Below are 17,423 nucleotides of genomic sequence, written 5' to 3'. Positions count from 1 at the left end.
CTCTCAGGTATTCCACTTCTGTGTTACATCGATTTAAAAGGGAACAACCATTTCTACATCAATGTGCCTTGAATTGAAAAACCTGAGAGACTCTGAACTGACCAGATATTTAATGAGATTGGTATTAGATTGTGCAGCATTGGGCGATAGCTACGCAATTTCGCCCCTGCGATTTTGCCTGATATAAAGCTTTATCTGCCCGTTCAAGTAGGCTGTAGGTAGTGTCTTCGACACAATATTGGGCAACACCTAAACTGATGGTGAGAGCCATGCCTTGTATATTGTGCTGGGCAATATACAGCCTGAGCCTTTCGGCTAATTCACTGGCATCTGTTATCGTTGTATTGGGCAATACCACTACAAATTCTTCACCACCCCAACGGGCTAATAAGTCATCATTACGCATTTGACTTTGTAGTAATTGTGCTAATTCACACAACACTTTGTCACCTATTAGATGACCGTGATTGTCATTAATTTGCTTAAAGTGGTCAATATCGATAATGGCTAAGGATATCGGAGATAATGAGGTTTCTGCGATATAGGCTGATGAAGATGTTGTGGCACTATTTTCGGAAACCTTGCTGGTAGAGGCTGGTTTAGTTAGTGTACTTTTAGTGGTGATCGTGTTGGCATTTTCAGCTGAAATGGTTAATAGTTTTTCAAGTGCTACATCAAGTTTTTCACGGTTATATAATCCAGTCAGTTTATCTATTTCAGCCATTTTTTGGATTTCTAAATTACGTAATGCCAGTTTTTTATAGGCAGAAAATCGGGTTTTCTCATAAAAACGAAATAACAGAATTTGGCCTATAAACACTTCAATCACATTTAATATTGATCCTGTTCCAATCGTCGTTGTATTCGGTATTTTGGTTTGCAGATATACCAGATAGACGCACACACTAAAGCAGATACATGTAATAAAGGTTCCCCATCTTCGGCCTATTAGGAAGAAGGAAAACGGTGGAATGAGGGTTGCCCAAATGAGTGAATGGGCATGACCTTTAGCCGCTATGACAAACAGCATTATTAAGCTGACAGCCATCAGTGTGACAGCCCATGATGTTCGTTTTACGTGCCCGGTTCTGCGAAAACTATAGTAAATCCCCAAAGATAAGGTTAATCCCATTGCGTCGATTAATGCGTATTGATAGGTTTTAAAATACAGCAGGTTTATTAGCATCAAGATCAGACAAAAGCAGGTCGTGGCGAGCAACGAATGTTCTATTAAGCGAATACGCCAGTAATCAGGATGATCCGGCGGGAATTGAGGAAACTGTTTGTACCAGTACTGTATCATTAGCGTCGTTCCGTGGTTTATGAGCTCACGCAGTACGGCGAACCTCGATAATCATTGGTATAACCTTAAGAATAGTCATAAATAAAAAAATAGCCGTCTTAGAGACGGTTTTTTAGCGCAAAATTATTATACGTTTTCTGACTTATCACGAGAACGCATTTAAGCACGCTCCTGTGTATGGCCACGTGCTTACCGGAAAGTATTTTGACTGATTTTTGAGAAGGGGGGGAGTTAAAGTTGATGGTTTAGAATGTTAAACATGAGCCTTTGTGATGAATTCAATACGGCCAAATTGTTTGTTTTTGCCCATATACATCTCTGATTGTAAAACCATACGGTAATTGGTTATATACGTTTGAATTCTTGAACCGCAGGAGCTGGCAACGTATGATGCGTTTTTTGTTTTGACAGCCCGACAATATGCGCCATTTAACGACACGCTATCACCCCGAAACACCTAAAGATTTTATTGATAATAATCAGTCAACTATGTTGACGCGTCTAGCCGCCAGAGCGATAGTGCTGCGGGGAAATTGTATTTTGATGTTGTACACACAACGTTATCATGATTATTCACTGCCTGGTGGTGGCGTAGATGAAGGTGAGCAAATTGAACAAGGTTTAGTGCGTGAGCTTAAAGAAGAAACGGGCGCTAAAGTTGTCGGAGAAGTGAGCCCCTTTGGTTTGTATCAAGAATATCGCCCGTGGCGACGAGATGGCTATCAATCGGTTAACATGCTGTCGTATTGTTTCGTGTGCACTATTGCGGATGAATTGGGGGATACTCAGTTTGAGGCCCATGAAATCAACAATGGTATGGCGCCAGTTTGGATGGACATTGATGAAGCCATTCAACACAACCTCGACACCATGAAAAACAGCAACAAAAAAGGTTTATCGATAGAACGAGAAACCTTTTTGTTGAAGCTAATTAAACAAGAATTATTGGCTTAAAATATCAACTTAGCCTATTCATTCTTGTCTGGATTGTGACGCAGATGTCACCACGTTAATATCATTATGCGCGAACTTGGCCTACACCACTCACGAGATACTTTTCGGTGGTTAGTGACTCAAGACCCATAGGGCCATAGGCGTGCAATTTGCTGGTGGCAATGCCAATCTCAGCACCTAAACCTAATTCACTGCCATCAGAGAAACGAGATGATGCATTAACCATGACAACAGATGCATCAACAGTACGTTGGAAACGTGCCGCTGTCTGTGCATTTTGAGTACAAATCACTTCAGTGTGGTGACTGCCAAAACGGCGAATATGATTAATAGCATGATCAAAATCAGTGACTTGTCGAATCGCAATTTCTAAATCTAAATATTCTTGACCAAAATCATCATCGCTAATAACGTTGGCACGCTCAAAGTATTGTTGGGCATTTTTACTGACATTAATTCGCACTTTATGTGCTGCTAACTCAGCCGCCACTTTAGGTAAAAATGCAGCTGCTACGTCCTGATGTACAAGTAATCCCTCTAAGGCATTACATACTCCAGTACGTTGAGTTTTACCATTAAGCAGCAAAGACATCGCAATATCAAGGTCGGCATCTTTATCAACATACAAATGGCAAACACCTTTAAAATGTTGAATAACAGGGATTTTACTATTATCCGTTACAAAATTAATCAAGCCTTCGCCGCCACGTGGAATAATGACGTCGATATAATCACGTTGCTGCATTAGTTCGAGCATTAATGCACGATCAGGATCAGGCACAACGGTGATTAATGCGGGTGGTAATTGATAGACCTCGAGTACATTTTGTAAAATTGATGCAATCATTTTACTTGAATGCAACGCCTCTTTACCACCACGTAAGATAACCGCATTACCTGACTTAAAGCACAATGCACCGGCATCGGCAGTCACATTAGGTCTTGCTTCGTAAATCATACATACCACACCGAGTGGTACACGCATTTTACGAATACTTAATCCATTTGGTCGCTGGCCTAAATCTCGTTCTATTCCCACAGGATCGGGTAGCGATGCAACGGTTTCAATACCAGCAGCCATAGACTCAATACGTTCATCGTTCAAGGTCAGTCGGTCTACCATTGCAGCGCCTATGTTGGCACTTTCTGCATTGGCTAAATCCAATATGTTGGCTTTAATAATTTCGTCACTGTGAGCCCGAAGTGCACGAGCCATGTCGAGTAAAATTGTATTTTTTACTTGCTCGTCTAGTACAGCAAGGGTTTGCGCCGCAGTGGCTGCATTTTGAGATAAGGTCTTAATTAAACTCATATGTGCTCCAATATGGCGATGTTTTTGTCAGAGATCAGTGGGCCTGTTTTTTGTTGGGCATTGTTGGCAAATTCACGATCTTCTTGATCAGCAATAAAATGTAATAAACAACTACTGTAGTTTGATTTGGCTTTTGCCAGTTTAGTGCCATCGCCTTTGCGCACTAATACAGTATCACCGACGGAAAAGTTGCCTCTCACGGCAACCACATCGTCACTGGTCAGTTGGGTATCATGTTCTTCAAGATCGGCACTAAAGTCATTTTCGACAATGAGCTCGCCTTGAACCTGTGAGGTATGGGTCATCCAATGTAAGTGTTCTTGCATTGGGATATCGTAAGGCGTAAATAACGTGCCTGGATTTTGACCTTTCAAAAGTTGATTAAAAGTGTCAGCGTCGAAACCATCGACAATCATAGTTTCAATACCGTGTGAAATGGCTTTTTCGGCCGCTTCTATTTTGGTTTGCATGCCGCCGGTGCCGACACTGCTAGTTGCGCCGCCAGCCATTGCATAGATGTCGGCATTGATTTCACTGACTTGCTTAATTAACGTGGCATCTTCATGTAAATTTGGGTTTTTAGTATAAAGCCCTTTTACGTCAGAGCAGATAATTAACGCATCTGCATCCGCCGCCGCGGCTACCATTGCAGATAGATTATCGTTGTCACCTACACGTAATTTTGCTGCGGTGACTGCATCATTTTCATTAATAATGGGGAGCAGCCCATGTTCTAACAGGGTGAAAATAGTATTTTTAATACTAATATAGCGATCGCGATCGCGTAAATCACCGTGGGTAAGTAAAAGCTGTGCCGACGGAAAGTCAAATAACTTGTCCCACGTGGCCATCATGTCGGCTTGACCCGCTGCAGCCATTGCTTTTTTAAGTGATACGCTTGGATCGGTCACATCAGAAAAACGATGTTTTCCTGCAGCGACGGAACCCGATGAAACCAAAACGACTTGGCAGCCTTGGGCGCGACAAGTGGCAATGAATTGTGCAATACCCAATAAATAATGACTGCTACAGCCTTGTTGGTGGGGCGCAATAAGTGCGCTTCCCACTTTAACGACAATGCGTTTCCAATGTGAAGTTGACATTATATTTCCTTAGTTATTTCTGCTCAGCTAATACACGGCCGGCTTCATGGAAGGTATCAACTGTTTTATCGCAAGGGTCGCTGTCTAATGCGCTGGTAACCCAAATCACTACACTGCTAACAATAAAGCCGGGGATCATTTCGTACATTACGCTTGATAGGACTTTACCGTCTGCCAGTACTGGTGCATATATCCAAAACAGAACGGTGGCGGCACCAGAAATAATGCCTGCAACAGCAGCTTTATGAGTTAAATTGTGCTTATAAAGACTGAACAAGATTAATGGACCAAAAGCGGCACCAAACCCTGCCCAAGCGTTACTGACTAAAGACAGAATGCTGTTTGAGCGATCAAGGGCTAATAAACTTGCGACTATGGCGACACCGGCTACACCATAACGTCCCATTTTTACCATTTCTTGTTCTGTTGCTTCTTTCTTTGAAATTACGCGGTAGATGTCTTCTGTGAGTGAGCTTGATGATACTAATAACTGTGATGAAATGGTGCTCATAATGGCCGCTAAAATCGCTGCTAATAGGAAACCACTAACTAACGGGTGGAATAACAACTCAGAAAACACAATGAAGATGGTTTCTGGATCGCTCAATTTCATGTCGAATTTGTTGGCATAAGCAATACCTACAAGCCCGGTTGCCAATGCACCTACAATCGTGACGGTCATCCAACTCATGCCAATTCTTCGAGCCGTTTTAATATCGGCTACCGAACGAATGGCCATAAAGCGCACAATAATGTGTGGCTGACCAAAATAGCCTAATCCCCAAGACAGACTTGATATTAAACCTAACATGGTGACGTTTTGCATGGCATCAGAAAAGTGTGGAATAGACTCATAGGCAAACCCCATCATTTTATCTGCCGTAGTAAACTCTTGGTAAGCCACAACAGGCACCAAGACTAAGGCGACGAACATGATACAACCTTGCACAAAGTCGGTTAAGCTGACAGCTAAAAAGCCACCTAATAAGGTGTACGACACAACCACTGCTAAAGTTACAACAAGCCCTAACTCGTAGCTTAAATCAAATGCAGAAACAAATAATTTACCGCCAGCCACTAAACCAGCAGAAGTGTATAAGGTAAAGAAAATGACAATAATGACTGCAGCAATAATACGCACATTGCTGTTAGGCGCATGAAAACGCTTAGCAAAGAACTCTGGAATGGTGAGAGAGTTATTTGCGACTTCGGTATACACCCTTAATTTGGGGGCAACAACAAGGTAGTTAACTAATGCGCCAACTAATAAGCCTAACGCGATGTAGATGGTTTCGAAACCCACCAAAAACATTGCACCTGGTAATCCCATTAGCATCCAACCACTCATGTCAGATGCTCCGGCAGACAATGCTGTTACCTGCGGGCTGACTTTACGACCACCAAGAATATAACCCGATACATCGCTGGTTGATTGCTTATAGGCAAACAAGCCGATGCCAAGCATGACGAGAAAATAAACTGCTAACGAAACATAGGTTAAATAATGCATGAACTACTGGCCTCCTAACGCTTTGTTATTTTGAATCCCTTTAGGTTTCAACATGACAAAGAGATAGGTACTTAGAATGGCAAATAAGCACAGTAGTTGGGTCGCTTCTTTCAGCTTTAATGCTGACTTACGCCACACTTGTTTAATGAGATTTTCTTCCGTCTGAATGTCTGTCGACATTGTGCCCTCCTGAGCGTACTGAATAATTGGAATACCGATAAATAGGTAATAATGGCAATAAAAAAACCACTAAATTAGTTAGTGGTCTAATTATATTAACACTGTTTGATGGTTCATTTCCAATTTAATACTCGGTATTTGATTCTTTATGGGACTAATGCAACTAATTTACCGAGGTGTAAACGAGATGTGATCCGAGACAAAATAAAGTGTTGGTGCAGATTTATTAGTGAATAAAATCTTAAACTTATTTAGCGGATGATATTGGGGTAATGATAAAAACCCTTGTTTATTAGGGGGTGTGAACGATATTGTTGCAGTTGTTTGAATCGTGTTAGAAGTTAATCATGTTACACCTGTCTATATCGATATGCTGTTGACTACATTTATTTATACCCCCAAAAGACTAAATATACTTGGTTGAAAATAAATTAATTAACTTTAATTATTACAGTTCAAATTATTTTAATGCAAACTAAATACTGGCTTTGGTTGTTTGATATTTGTACATTTCGTTTTAGGTAAAGTTTTTATTGTTGATATTTGAGAAGCTCTTTTCGTGTTTTATATGTTTCATATTGCATTTAATTAGACGTTCGGTCTAATATGGTGCCATGAATGATATGATCACAAAACCTCGAAGAGGTCGGCCCCCTAAAGTGTCTCGAGAAAATCCAGATACTCGTGCGGCACTTATTCGAAGTGGCTTAGAGCAGTTGACTGAGCAAGGGTTTACCTCCTCAGGTATTGAACCTATTTTAAAAAAAGTGGCAGTACCGAAAGGCTCTTTTTACCATTATTTTGCCAGTAAAGAAGCATTTGGTCAGGCAGTATTACAAAACTATGCCGATTACTTTTTAAGGAAGCTAGAAATCCACCTGCTGGATGACACATTATCGCCGCTCATTCGGATCCGTCATTTTGTGGCAGATGCAAAGGCTGGCATGATCCGCTACCAATATAAGCGTGGTTGCCTGGTGGGAAATCTTGGCCAAGAAGTTGGCGTATTACCAGAAAGTTTTAGGCCACAATTAATTACAATATTCCAGAGCTGGCAAAATTGTTTAGCTGAGTGCTTAGAAATGGCGAAACAGCAAGGGCAAATTGCTACCGATGCTGATTGCCAATTATTAGCTGAGAATTTCTGGGTGGGTTGGGAAGGGGCGGTTAGCCGGGCAAAATTAATTGAAGATGCAGCACCATTAGATAATTTTTGCGATTTATTTATGGCTGCATTACCTAAATAAATTCAGTTGAGATAAAAAATTTAACTATTAATAGACGATCAGTCTAAATTAGGAGTAAACGATGTTTAATGGCATGTTGATTGAGAAAGATGAGCAAGGTTACCGCACCACAGTGAAAAACATTGATGAAACCGTGTTACCTGAAGGTGACGTCACCGTAAAAGTACTTTACAGCACGCTTAACTATAAAGATGCGCTAGCGATTACGGGCAAAGCTCCAGTGGTAAGAACATTTCCCATGGTGCCAGGAATTGATCTCGTGGGTATTGTGGAGCATAGCGAAAGCGATAAATTTGCTGCAGGCGATACGGTGTTATTAAACGGCTATGGTGTGGGCGAAACCCATTGTGGTGGTTTGGCTACCAAAGCGCGCTTAAAGAGTGAATGGCTTATTTCATTACCCAATGCGTTCTCACCACAACAAGCTATGGCAATTGGTACAGCAGGTTATACCGCTATGTTATGTGTGATGGCTCTTGAGAAAAATGGTGTAACACCAGATAAAGGTGAAGTACTCGTCACTGGGGCTAATGGTGGCGTGGGCAGTTTTGCTATCGCAATTTTGGCTAAGTTGGGGTATCACGTCGTGGCCTCTACAGGCCGAATGGATGAAAGTGATTACCTAAAAAAATTAGGCGCGAAGGACATTATCGATCGGGCAACATTATCAGAGCCCGGCCGACCATTGGCCAAAGAGCGTTGGGCTGGTGCTGTTGATTCTGTCGGCAGCCATACATTAGCCAACGTGTGCGCTAGTACTCAATATGGCGGAACGGTTGCAGCTTGTGGTTTGGCACAGGGGATGGATTTTCCCGCCAGCGTAGCGCCGTTTATTTTACGTTGTGTGACATTAGCGGGTGTTGACAGTGTTATGCGACCTTTACGTGATCGGATAGAAGCATGGCAGCGTCTAGGGGAGATCTTAGACGTTAGTGTTTTCAACGATATAGTTCATGAAATCAGTTTGACTGAAGCGATTGATGTGGCAAGCGATTTGTTGGCAGGTAAGGTACGCGGCCGTGTGGTTGTAGACGTTAACCGTTAAGCAAATTTGCCACTTGTTTTGCAACAGGGTGTGCACTTATTCGCTGTGACTCAAGTTGGTCAGTTAGAGGTTAACTGACCAACTTGAGAGTGGCGAACGGTTAAGTTGCTCACGTTTGGTCGGTAATGGTTGTTATCAGCAAACATTATTCATGCAAGATTTGATATGTCGAAATCTGGTACGTTCGCTGGCCATTGACACGGACACTGTAATATCGCCATATACAGACGAGTATTACAGCTCTTTGATCTGTGTATTCGGTACAATAAAACGATCAATAAAGACTTGTATCGGCATCGGTTTAGCAAATAAATAACCTTGTAAATAATCACAAGATAACTGCTTAAGCAGTTGGTGCTGTCCGGTCGTCTCAACCCCTTCTGCAACCACTTTAACTTTTAAGTTATGTGCCATCGTGATAATCGCTCTTACTAAAGCAATACTACTTTCATTGCTTTCCATATGCTTAATAAATGAACGGTCGATTTTCAAGATATCAATGTCGAGACGTTGTAAATAAGCTAATGATGAATACCCCACGCCAAAGTCGTCAATGGCGATATCGATACCATAATGCTTGAGTTGTTGCATGTGCTCTTGGATGGGCGAATTAGGGTCCATTAGGGTATTTTCTGTTACTTCAATAATAATGGCATCCCGAGGTAACTCATTTTTATTACACGCTAATATCCAATCATCAACCCATAAACCATCATGATCAATTTGCAGTGGTGAAGTGTTAACACTTACCTGCATAATCTTGCCCGACAGCTTATAAAAATGAGCAGCATCGTTAATCGCTTGTTCTCTTACCCAGCTACCTATGTCTTCTATTAAGCCATTTTGCTCGGCAATTGGAATAAATTCATTTGGGCCAATAAGACCTTGCTGTGGATGATTCCAGCGGATCAGAGCTTCTACTTTTTGAGTACTAATGCCGCACTGGTCAAAAATAGGTTGATAGAATAATACAAATTGATTGTGCTTGATGGCAAGACGAATATCATCTAAAAGTCGACGCTTTTCAATGGCTTGTTCTTCTATGTCATGGGAGAAAAACTCATATCGATTACGCCCCTTGCTTTTAGACAAGTACATTGCTTGATCGGCGTGTTTAACTAAATCTTCTACGCTACGTCCATCAGCAGGGTAGAAGGTTAAGCCAATACTCCCTGTGACATATACTTGGGCATCGTTAATATGAATGCATTGTTTTAGAGTGCTTTTAACTTTTTTGGCAATGGTTGCTGCTTGTTCTAAGTTTTTGACATCCTGAATAATTAACGTAAATTCATCGCCACCAAGACGGGCAACCGTATCTTGCTCCCTAACACATCGACGCAAACGCATTGCAACTTGATGCAATAATAAATCACCATAGTCATGCCCTAAGGTATCATTTACATCTTTAAAACCATCAAGGTCGATAAAAATGAGAGCAAAAACCATGTCATCAATTTCAATAAGAGACTGAAGTTTCTCATAAAAATAACGCCGATTGGGTAACTGGGTTAAACCATCTTGATAAGCGTATTCGTGTAATTGGAGATTGGCGTTTTCGAGTTCTTGAGTGCGCAGTGTTACTTCACTTTCAAGTGAGATTTCACGTTTTTCAATATTATCTAACATGCCATTAAAACAGGTTGTCAACTGGCCAATTTCATCTTGAGATTTTACCTGAGCGCGTAAACTATAATCCCGTGATGAAGTGATTTTTTGTGAAATATTAGTGAGGTATAGCATTGGACTCAAAAATTTTCGTCGTAAAAATAATGACAAAAAGAAGCTAGCAATGAAGGAGCACAGCAGGATTAACACAATAAACTGACCATAAAATGTCACCCGTTCGGTAAAGCGGCTGTCATCAACAACAATATGTAGATCTCCATATTTTTGATTATCGAGCGTTAACGGTGTTATCACTTGAGTAATATTAGTGAGATCGTCTTCGATGAGAGGTATTGATGAAGATCGTTTTGATAACGCTTTAGCTAAAACAGCATCATCAATGTTGGTCACAGAAATAGACAATACATCGGTTCTTAGCAAGATAGGGTTAATCAGTTCTTGGATGGCGTCATTATCATTGAAAAGCATGGCTGCAGTAATGTTTGGGGATAACATTTGTGACAAGCTTTGTAGGCTTTCAGTTTGTTCTTTTTTGGCTGAAGACAGTTCGAAAGCGCTAAATATTGATGACACAGTGAGAGTCGAAATGACGGCGACACTCATTAAAATGAACTGAAGTTTTTTACTAATAGTATTTAATGCGAAAAAATTTTTCATAGCATTAGTCATTCACAACTCGACCTAGGCGTAATACTTTTGAGCTCATTGTTATGCCTGACTGCTTTAATTGGTCAGGTGAGACTTCAAAACGTATTTTGCCACCGGATAAAAAGAAACGAATATGTCCACCTTGTTCAATAAAGTTGTCAGTTTCACCGACGATCATGACATCTGCAAGGCGTTTATTATTCAATTGCTGCCAAGCATCAATGGTATCGGCAGTGATAAATAAGATATTACATTGGTTTTGGTTGGTTTCTGTGGGAGAAACCTCAACCGTTTTTATGGGTAATCCATTGACTTTGCGACCTTTTAGCACTGCGCTAGCGATACTAATAAAATTGATATCAGGGCTGCACAGTGTGAAAGAGGTGGATGTGTTAGTGTGGTTTTGCCATTCACCGTAACGGGCAAAGTTAAATAAAAAGCCAGCTTTAAGGGCATATTCTTTTTCAATAGCACTCACACTTTGGCTTAGGGTAAGCAAAAGTGTGATGGTTAGGCAAAATAGCACTTGTTTAATGGTCAACATTAAGTCAATTAGAACTTTGCCGTAATTTTAAACGTGACAGTTTCGTCGATGTAATTTGGGCGAGTGTATGTTTCACCATAATTTCCATATTCAAGATGTGAGCCCGCAAACAGGTTTTTACCCATAATAGCGAAGGACCAGTTAGGGTGAAAAGTCCAATTCCAAGTTAAATCTAATGCGGTATAGTTGTCGGTGTTATAGGCATCGCTGTTTTCCACTCTAAGTGAAGCAAAAAGGCGATGGTTTTCAAAAAGTTGAATATCAGTTTTTGCAAATAATTGTTTGCTGATTGAATCATAACCAAAGCCTGGAAAGGTATTGGCCACTAGGTGGTAGTTAAACGTATTGTAGCTATAACCGACTTCGGCAGAAAATCGCTCAGAAGGCTGCCAAGACAACACAATATCACCCCCTTCAGTTGTGAGCTCCGCATTAGAGACCAAGTCGAAGTTTATGGATGTGGTGGTAAGCGCTTGTATGGCCGAATCAATCTGCCCAGCTTGTAACATTGCAAACACAGGGATGAACTGATCGACATTTGCATCGATTTCGAGCACGGCTACGTCATCGGAGTCAGTGTGATAAAGTGATAAGTCGAGTGCCCATGTCGCATTAGATAAGCGATAGCCCACTTCATAAGAAACGGACTTTTCTGACTTAACGTTATTATTCCCGTTTAAATAAGTGCGGATGTAATAAGTGTCTATTTCTGGTATTCCAGTGGTAATGGGTGAAACCTCTTCAACTCTTAAACCATCAATAATGAATCTATCGTTAAACAGAAGTAACGACGGTACCATGACGCTTTTTGATGCCGACAACCATATCACTTGGTTGTTGTGTGGTTTCCACACTAACTTTGCTAAAGGTTGGCTTTCCCAGCCAGTTAAATCGTTATGGTCAACTTTAACACCCATAATGAAGTCTAATTTATCAGTAATGAGGTTATATTGAACTTGTGCCAATGTGCCATATTGCTCAAGGTTGTCAAAACCATCGCCACTGAGTATAAAAGTGCTTTGTGCAAATGAAATGGCGTTGTAACGATAATTAAGTCCCCAATCAAATTGCAAGTCTTGGTACAAAAAGTTGATTTGGTAATCAAAGTCGAATGACTCGAACTTTTCTTGAATATAGGTTTGGTTTCCGCTTTGCTTTAACCACGATGTTTGTAGCATTTGGTTAGCAAAAGGCGAAATACGATTTTCTAACCGAGCCATTAAGCGCGAATCGGTGCGTTCTACCGTGCCGACAAACGACTGATTTCGGTTACTACTATCGATGACCCCGTTAAAGTTTTGCCCTAGTGTAGACTGCGTGATGTCGCCTTGAATAAAGCCTGACCATTGATCATTGGGGGTAAAATCGAATCGAGCTCCTGCTGATTGTTGTTCGGAAAAGTCAGCCGGTGCTATCCTTCTCCCTTTGTCTGATGCTTGTCCATCTTTAGCGTGTCCATATACTCTGAAACTGCCATTTTTACCGATATCGTCACCGTATCGAAGGTTGGTATCGACATTGAGTTGGTTACCACTGCTCACATCGACATGTACGCCTCTAGTATCGATACTGTTTTTGGTAATAATGTTAATCACGCCATTGGAGGCATTACTGCCCCATAGCAAACCGCCTTGGCCACGGATTACTTCAATACGTTCAATATCGTATAACGGTACGTTTAACGTTTCCCAATAAACGGTTGCATACTCTGGAGTATATAAACTTTGGCCGTCGATCATGACTAATAACTTGCTTGAAAAACGTGAGGCAACACCGCGAGACGAAATCGCCCATTGATTATTATCTAGTTGTCTAACGACTAATCCTGGAACCATTTTCAGCGCTTCTGGCACAGATGTTACACCAGAATGAGTGATTTGTTCTTTGGTTAATACATATATCGAGGAGGCTGTTTCGAAGGCCGATTGGGTTCTTTTCATTGCTGAAGTGACTTGTACATCCATCGCCATCAGTGAGTCTAAATCTAAATCAAGATTATTTAAGGATTCATCGGCTACAGCATAAGGCGAAATCATAATCAATAAGAACAAGTATTTTTGTGATAACTTCAAGCCTATGTCCTCGAAAATCATTGATGATAGTTTATTAATAATGGCGCGATTTTAACACACGCTGTTAACTTAATGTGAGTGCGCCTATCTCAATATACGGATTAATTCACCTTCTGTTAACGTAAATCATCGTTATTTTGTTAAGTTTGTAGATAAACCTAGTGAATAAGCGTCGAATGTGATGATTTAACATAGCCAAAATAATCTTATTTATCGAATTATTTAGGTGCCTAAAAGATGCATAAAGACGATGGGGCATTTTAACGGTAAACTAGACATATTACAGAGACAGCTTTTGAGGCCATAAAACAACATGGTAGAACTGCAGCAAAATAATCCACTCCACGGATTAAAATCAGAAACGATGATATCTGAGTTAGTGGCATTTTATGATTGGAAAATTCTCTATGCAGCGTTGCGTTTAGAGTGTTTTAACACCAATCCCAATATGGCAGCTTGTGTTAAGTTTCTCAAAAAGACGGAATGGGCAAGAGAGCGAGTTGAAAACTTTTACTTATATCGCTTCAAACGGATGCCAAAAGGTAACTCAGCCCAGTTTGAGTTAAAACCGCGTGAACGTGGTTTTGCTGACGGCATTTTACCGCGCAAACCGCAGCCTTTAACGGTAGAGTTAGTTGCCGAGATGAAAGCCAAAGCAACTGCCGATTATGAACAGATGAAACATAATCAAAGTCGTTCATATGCCTCTCCATCTTCTTCATCGAGTCACGCTAAAGGCAGTGATGAAGTGACACAGCGCCGCAATAACAAAAAACCACAGCCTACCTTTGATCCCAGTAATCCGTGGAATAAATAACCACTGGACTGCACTCATGTTTACATAGGCACCACCCAACGGTAGTTATATTATTGTTGGGTTGTTTTTTTATGCGTAATGACAATTATATTTGTTGTTTAACTACAATGGTTTAATGACTTATTTAAGTCGATTGAGGTTATTTCGCTTAAGCGCTAGACATGCAAGAGAATGATTGCTTAAATAGCAATACATGTCTTTGTTGTATTTAATAACAGCGCATTTATGTCAAGGTAATTGGGATTACTTTGGTCGTGTTGTTCGCTTAAATTGAGGCATAAAGGATTAAGTACCTCGCCCATAGTGCTGATTAGCATGGGGATACAACAAGGATAATAATAATGAAACTGAATAAAATTTTGCTGGCTATCGGCATGGCTTCTAGCGTGGCGATAGTGGGTTGTGGCGATGATACTCAATACGGTAAAACGCCTCCACCACCGCCAGAGCCTGAAGTCGTTTCGCCTCCATTACAAGCTTTTGCCCCAAATGGCACGTTAAAAGTCAGCATTCGCCGAACTCAATACGGTGTACCGCATATTACGGCGGACAATTTAGAAAGCCTTGGTTTTGGTAACGGTTATGCTCAAGCACAAGATAATTTGTGTGTGATGGCTGATGGATTTATTAAAGCTAATTCTGAGCGGTCGATGTACTTTGGCCCCCATGCGTCCATCGACTTTTCTACTGGGCTTCCAACCAGTGAAGATAATGGTAACTTAATTTCTGACTTTGCTTACAAAGCATTGAAAATTAGACAGCTTGCTGAAAATCAATACTCACAGTTTAGTTATAATTCTCGTGCACTAATGGAAGGTTTTAGTGCGGGCTATAATCAATATCTTGCCGATATTGAAGCTGGCACTCAAACAGGCGAGCCATTTTGTGCGGGTCAGCCGTGGGTTAAACCCATTGATGGTGTTGATGTTGCAAGCTACCTATTTTCAATTGCACTACTACCTGGTGCGGCAAACTTTTTAGATTTAATTTTTTACGCTAATCCTGGCGATGCTCAAGAGTATTTACCCCGCATCGTTGGGCCTGCACCATCCTCAGCGCAAAGTGCGTTTGTGCAGGATATGCACAACAAATTAATTGCTCGGTCTGCAACGATAACCACACCTGACACTAACCCTCGCAACTTGGGTTCTAACGGTTGGGGGTTAGGTAAAGAAAAAACCGAAAATGGCAAAGGCATGGTGCTAGGTAATCCGCATTTTCCGCATACGGGTAACTTACGCTTTTGGCAATCGCATTTGACCATACCAGGGCAAATGGATGTGATGGGTGGGTCGTTAGTTGGTATGCCTGGATTGGTTAACATTGGTTTTAACAAAGATGTTGCTTGGACACATACCTTTTCAACCGCCGAACATTTTGTGATGTATAACCTGGAGCTAGTTGCCGGCGATAGATTGCAATACATGTACGATGATTCGCCTATGCCAATCAACAAAGAAACGGTTTCGGTGCTCGTTAATGCTGGCGCTGCCGGTATGTTGGTGGCAGAAAAAGATATTTACACCACCGCTAAAGGTCCGATGGTTGAAGCACCGCCAACATTAGCGCCATTTGGGTGGGACGACGGTCAAGCCTTCTTTATTCAAGATGCCAATATGGCCAATAAAGATCCGCTCGATCATTGGTTGGCGATGAACCTAGCAAGCAACAAAGATGAGTTTCAGCAAGCGTTTAAAAATTATGATGGCGTGATTTTTAATAACACCATGTATGCCGATAAAGAAGGTAATGCTTTCTATATTGACGATTCCACTGTCCCTGGTTTTTCCGACTTAATTGTTAATATTATAAAGACCACACCCGCGATTCAAGCCGCGAGAGCCCAAGCGGGATTTACGATTTTACCGGGTAATACTTCGGTATTTAGTTATGACTCGCCAATGCCTTATGAGCGTGCTCCTAAGCTTGAACGTACTGACTTTGTGCAAAACTCGAACAACTCCTTTTGGTCAACTAACTTAGCAGAACCATTAGAAAACTATTCGCCCTTATATGGTCCAGAACGAGGCCAATTATCGTTACGTACACGTATGGGGTTAACCTTAATGGAAGATGCCGCAGGTGACGATGGTAAATTTAATCTTGAGGAGCTAGAAGCCGCTTTATTATCTAATCGTGCTTATCTTGCTGAGTTGGTATTAAGTGATTTAATCAGCCAATGTGAGCAACAAGGTTCTTCGCCAGTGATGGTTAGCGCGACGTTGTCAAAGGATATTACGGCATCATGCACCGCACTTAAGGCGTGGAATGGTAAACAAGATAATGACAGTAAAGGTGGGGCGTTACTGCGTGAGTTTGCACATCAGTTTGATCAAAGTTCAATGTTAACTGAAGCTTTTGATTACATGAGTGCAGCAACCACGCCCAGTAAGCTCAATACTGATGGCAGTGCATTAGTGGCTTTAGCTCATGCAGCTTTGAATCTTGAAGCGGCAGGTTTTGCTGTTGATGCTGCGTTAGGTGATGTGCAATTTGTTGAGAAATCACTTGCAGACGGCTCAGCGTCTGGGGTTAAGTTACCTTGGCCCGGTAGCCATAATGCGGAAGGTGGCTTTAACGTATTTTCGACCAGTTTATCAGGCGATGACACGTTAATTCCTCAGCACACGTATAGCCCTGTTATGGATGTGGTATCTGGTAAAGCTGCAGCATCAGGATTAACCGCCGAAGGTTACCAAGTGCGTTATGGTTCAAGTTGGATGATGACGGTAAGCTTTACTGATGACGGGCCGAAGGCAAAAGGTATTCTGACTTATTCGGAGTCGAGTAATATGTTGAGTCCCAGTTTTTCCGATCAAAGTGAATTGTATTCTTCGGCTAAGCAACTACGCCCATTGTTATTTACCGAGGCTGAAATTCAAGCGTCTGTGGAATCTAGCATTGAGTTAACGCTACAAAAATAAGGTAATGGTTTATACCAATCTCATTAAATATCTGGTCAGTTCAGAGTCTCTCAGGTTTTTCAATTCAAGGCACATTGATGTAGAAATGGTTGTTGCCTTTTAAATCGATGTAACACAGAAGTGGAATACCTGAGA

The 17,423-nt window shown here is 41.3% G+C and carries 13 protein-coding genes; 5 read left to right on the top strand and 8 right to left on the bottom strand.

Annotated elements, in window-relative coordinates:
* Positions 1–124: 124 nt before the first annotated feature.
* Positions 125–1,303 carry a GGDEF domain-containing protein gene (locus tag ACWXWT_RS15725; protein WP_456042523.1) on the bottom strand — a complete coding sequence of 393 codons (1,179 nt, stop codon included), beginning with the start codon at positions 1,301–1,303 and terminating at the stop codon, positions 125–127.
* Between the two features lie 420 nt (positions 1,304–1,723).
* Here ACWXWT_RS15725 and ACWXWT_RS15720 point away from each other — a divergent pair, with 420 nt between their 5' ends.
* The gene (locus tag ACWXWT_RS15720) at positions 1,724–2,257 is read left to right on the top strand and encodes an NUDIX hydrolase (protein ID WP_456042522.1); all 534 of its coding nucleotides are present in this window, start codon (positions 1,724–1,726) and stop codon (positions 2,255–2,257) included.
* 64 nt (positions 2,258–2,321) lie between these two features.
* Here ACWXWT_RS15720 and ACWXWT_RS15715 read toward each other — a convergent pair whose 3' ends face one another.
* The 4 genes from ACWXWT_RS15715 to ACWXWT_RS15700 are packed head-to-tail and all read right to left on the bottom strand — an operon-like array spanning position 2,322 to position 6,362.
* Positions 2,322–3,569, bottom strand: a complete 1,248-nt coding sequence (locus ACWXWT_RS15715; protein ID WP_456042521.1) for a glutamate-5-semialdehyde dehydrogenase — start codon at positions 3,567–3,569, stop codon at positions 2,322–2,324.
* Positions 3,566–4,672: a glutamate 5-kinase gene (gene proB, locus ACWXWT_RS15710; protein ID WP_456042520.1), complete on the bottom strand. Its 1,107-nt coding sequence runs from the start codon at positions 4,670–4,672 to the stop codon at positions 3,566–3,568. Before proB ends, ACWXWT_RS15715 begins: the two co-directional genes overlap by 4 nt.
* A gap of 13 nt (positions 4,673–4,685) precedes the next feature.
* Positions 4,686–6,182 carry a sodium/proline symporter PutP gene (gene putP, locus ACWXWT_RS15705; RefSeq protein ID WP_456042519.1) on the bottom strand — a complete coding sequence of 499 codons (1,497 nt, stop codon included), beginning with the start codon at positions 6,180–6,182 and terminating at the stop codon, positions 4,686–4,688.
* Positions 6,183–6,185: 3 nt separating this feature from the next.
* Positions 6,186–6,362 carry a hypothetical protein gene (locus ACWXWT_RS15700; RefSeq protein WP_456042518.1) on the bottom strand — a complete coding sequence of 59 codons (177 nt, stop codon included), beginning with the start codon at positions 6,360–6,362 and terminating at the stop codon, positions 6,186–6,188.
* A 614-nt stretch (positions 6,363–6,976) separates the two neighbouring features.
* On the opposite strand from ACWXWT_RS15700, the gene acuR reads away from it, so the two are divergent.
* Positions 6,977–7,609, top strand: coding sequence for an acrylate utilization transcriptional regulator AcuR (gene acuR / locus ACWXWT_RS15695; RefSeq protein WP_456042517.1), 633 nt, complete (start codon positions 6,977–6,979; stop codon positions 7,607–7,609).
* 61 nt (positions 7,610–7,670) lie between these two features.
* Positions 7,671–8,654 carry an acrylyl-CoA reductase (NADPH) gene (gene acuI / locus ACWXWT_RS15690; protein ID WP_456042516.1) on the top strand — a complete coding sequence of 328 codons (984 nt, stop codon included), beginning with the start codon at positions 7,671–7,673 and terminating at the stop codon, positions 8,652–8,654.
* 234 nt (positions 8,655–8,888) lie between these two features.
* Here acuI and ACWXWT_RS15685 read toward each other — a convergent pair whose 3' ends face one another.
* The 3 genes from ACWXWT_RS15685 to ACWXWT_RS15675 are packed head-to-tail and all read right to left on the bottom strand — an operon-like array spanning position 8,889 to position 13,547.
* Positions 8,889–10,940 carry an EAL domain-containing protein gene (locus ACWXWT_RS15685; protein WP_456042515.1) on the bottom strand — a complete coding sequence of 684 codons (2,052 nt, stop codon included), beginning with the start codon at positions 10,938–10,940 and terminating at the stop codon, positions 8,889–8,891.
* Positions 10,941–10,944: 4 nt separating this feature from the next.
* Positions 10,945–11,475 (bottom strand): YfiR family protein, encoded by a 531-nt coding sequence (locus ACWXWT_RS15680; RefSeq protein WP_456042514.1) that lies wholly within the window; start codon positions 11,473–11,475, stop codon positions 10,945–10,947.
* A gap of 8 nt (positions 11,476–11,483) precedes the next feature.
* Positions 11,484–13,547: a TonB-dependent receptor plug domain-containing protein gene (locus tag ACWXWT_RS15675; RefSeq protein WP_456042513.1), complete on the bottom strand. Its 2,064-nt coding sequence runs from the start codon at positions 13,545–13,547 to the stop codon at positions 11,484–11,486.
* 313 nt (positions 13,548–13,860) lie between these two features.
* Between ACWXWT_RS15675 and ACWXWT_RS15670 the strand changes: the two genes are divergently transcribed.
* Both ACWXWT_RS15670 and ACWXWT_RS15665 read left to right on the top strand, forming a co-directional pair.
* Positions 13,861–14,364, top strand: a complete 504-nt coding sequence (locus tag ACWXWT_RS15670; RefSeq protein WP_456042512.1) for a VF530 family protein — start codon at positions 13,861–13,863, stop codon at positions 14,362–14,364.
* 341 nt (positions 14,365–14,705) lie between these two features.
* On the top strand, positions 14,706–17,288 hold the full coding sequence (locus ACWXWT_RS15665) for an acylase (RefSeq protein ID WP_456042511.1): 2,583 nt from the start codon (positions 14,706–14,708) through the stop codon (positions 17,286–17,288).
* Positions 17,289–17,423 lie beyond the last annotated feature (135 nt).

The organism is Shewanella sp. A22, from assembly GCF_053850585.1.
This window is presented reverse-complemented; position numbering and strand designations above follow the sequence as displayed.

Bases quoted from the DNA above. Each gene is read 5' to 3' on its own strand.
- acuI (WP_456042516.1), top strand. From the start codon at position 7,671: ATGTTTAATGGCATGTTGATTGAGAAAGATGAGCAAGGTTACCGCACC.
- ACWXWT_RS15700 (WP_456042518.1), bottom strand. From the start codon at position 6,362: ATGTCGACAGACATTCAGACGGAAGAAAATCTCATTAAACAAGTGTGG.
- ACWXWT_RS15715 (WP_456042521.1), bottom strand. From the start codon at position 3,569: ATGAGTTTAATTAAGACCTTATCTCAAAATGCAGCCACTGCGGCGCAA.
- ACWXWT_RS15680 (WP_456042514.1), bottom strand. From the start codon at position 11,475: ATGTTGACCATTAAACAAGTGCTATTTTGCCTAACCATCACACTTTTG.
- ACWXWT_RS15665 (WP_456042511.1), top strand. From the start codon at position 14,706: ATGAAACTGAATAAAATTTTGCTGGCTATCGGCATGGCTTCTAGCGTG.
- acuR (WP_456042517.1), top strand. From the start codon at position 6,977: ATGAATGATATGATCACAAAACCTCGAAGAGGTCGGCCCCCTAAAGTG.
- ACWXWT_RS15685 (WP_456042515.1), bottom strand. From the start codon at position 10,940: ATGAAAAATTTTTTCGCATTAAATACTATTAGTAAAAAACTTCAGTTC.
- ACWXWT_RS15720 (WP_456042522.1), top strand. From the start codon at position 1,724: ATGCGCCATTTAACGACACGCTATCACCCCGAAACACCTAAAGATTTT.
- proB (WP_456042520.1), bottom strand. From the start codon at position 4,672: ATGTCAACTTCACATTGGAAACGCATTGTCGTTAAAGTGGGAAGCGCA.
- ACWXWT_RS15670 (WP_456042512.1), top strand. From the start codon at position 13,861: ATGGTAGAACTGCAGCAAAATAATCCACTCCACGGATTAAAATCAGAA.
- putP (WP_456042519.1), bottom strand. From the start codon at position 6,182: ATGCATTATTTAACCTATGTTTCGTTAGCAGTTTATTTTCTCGTCATG.
- ACWXWT_RS15725 (WP_456042523.1), bottom strand. From the start codon at position 1,303: ATGATACAGTACTGGTACAAACAGTTTCCTCAATTCCCGCCGGATCAT.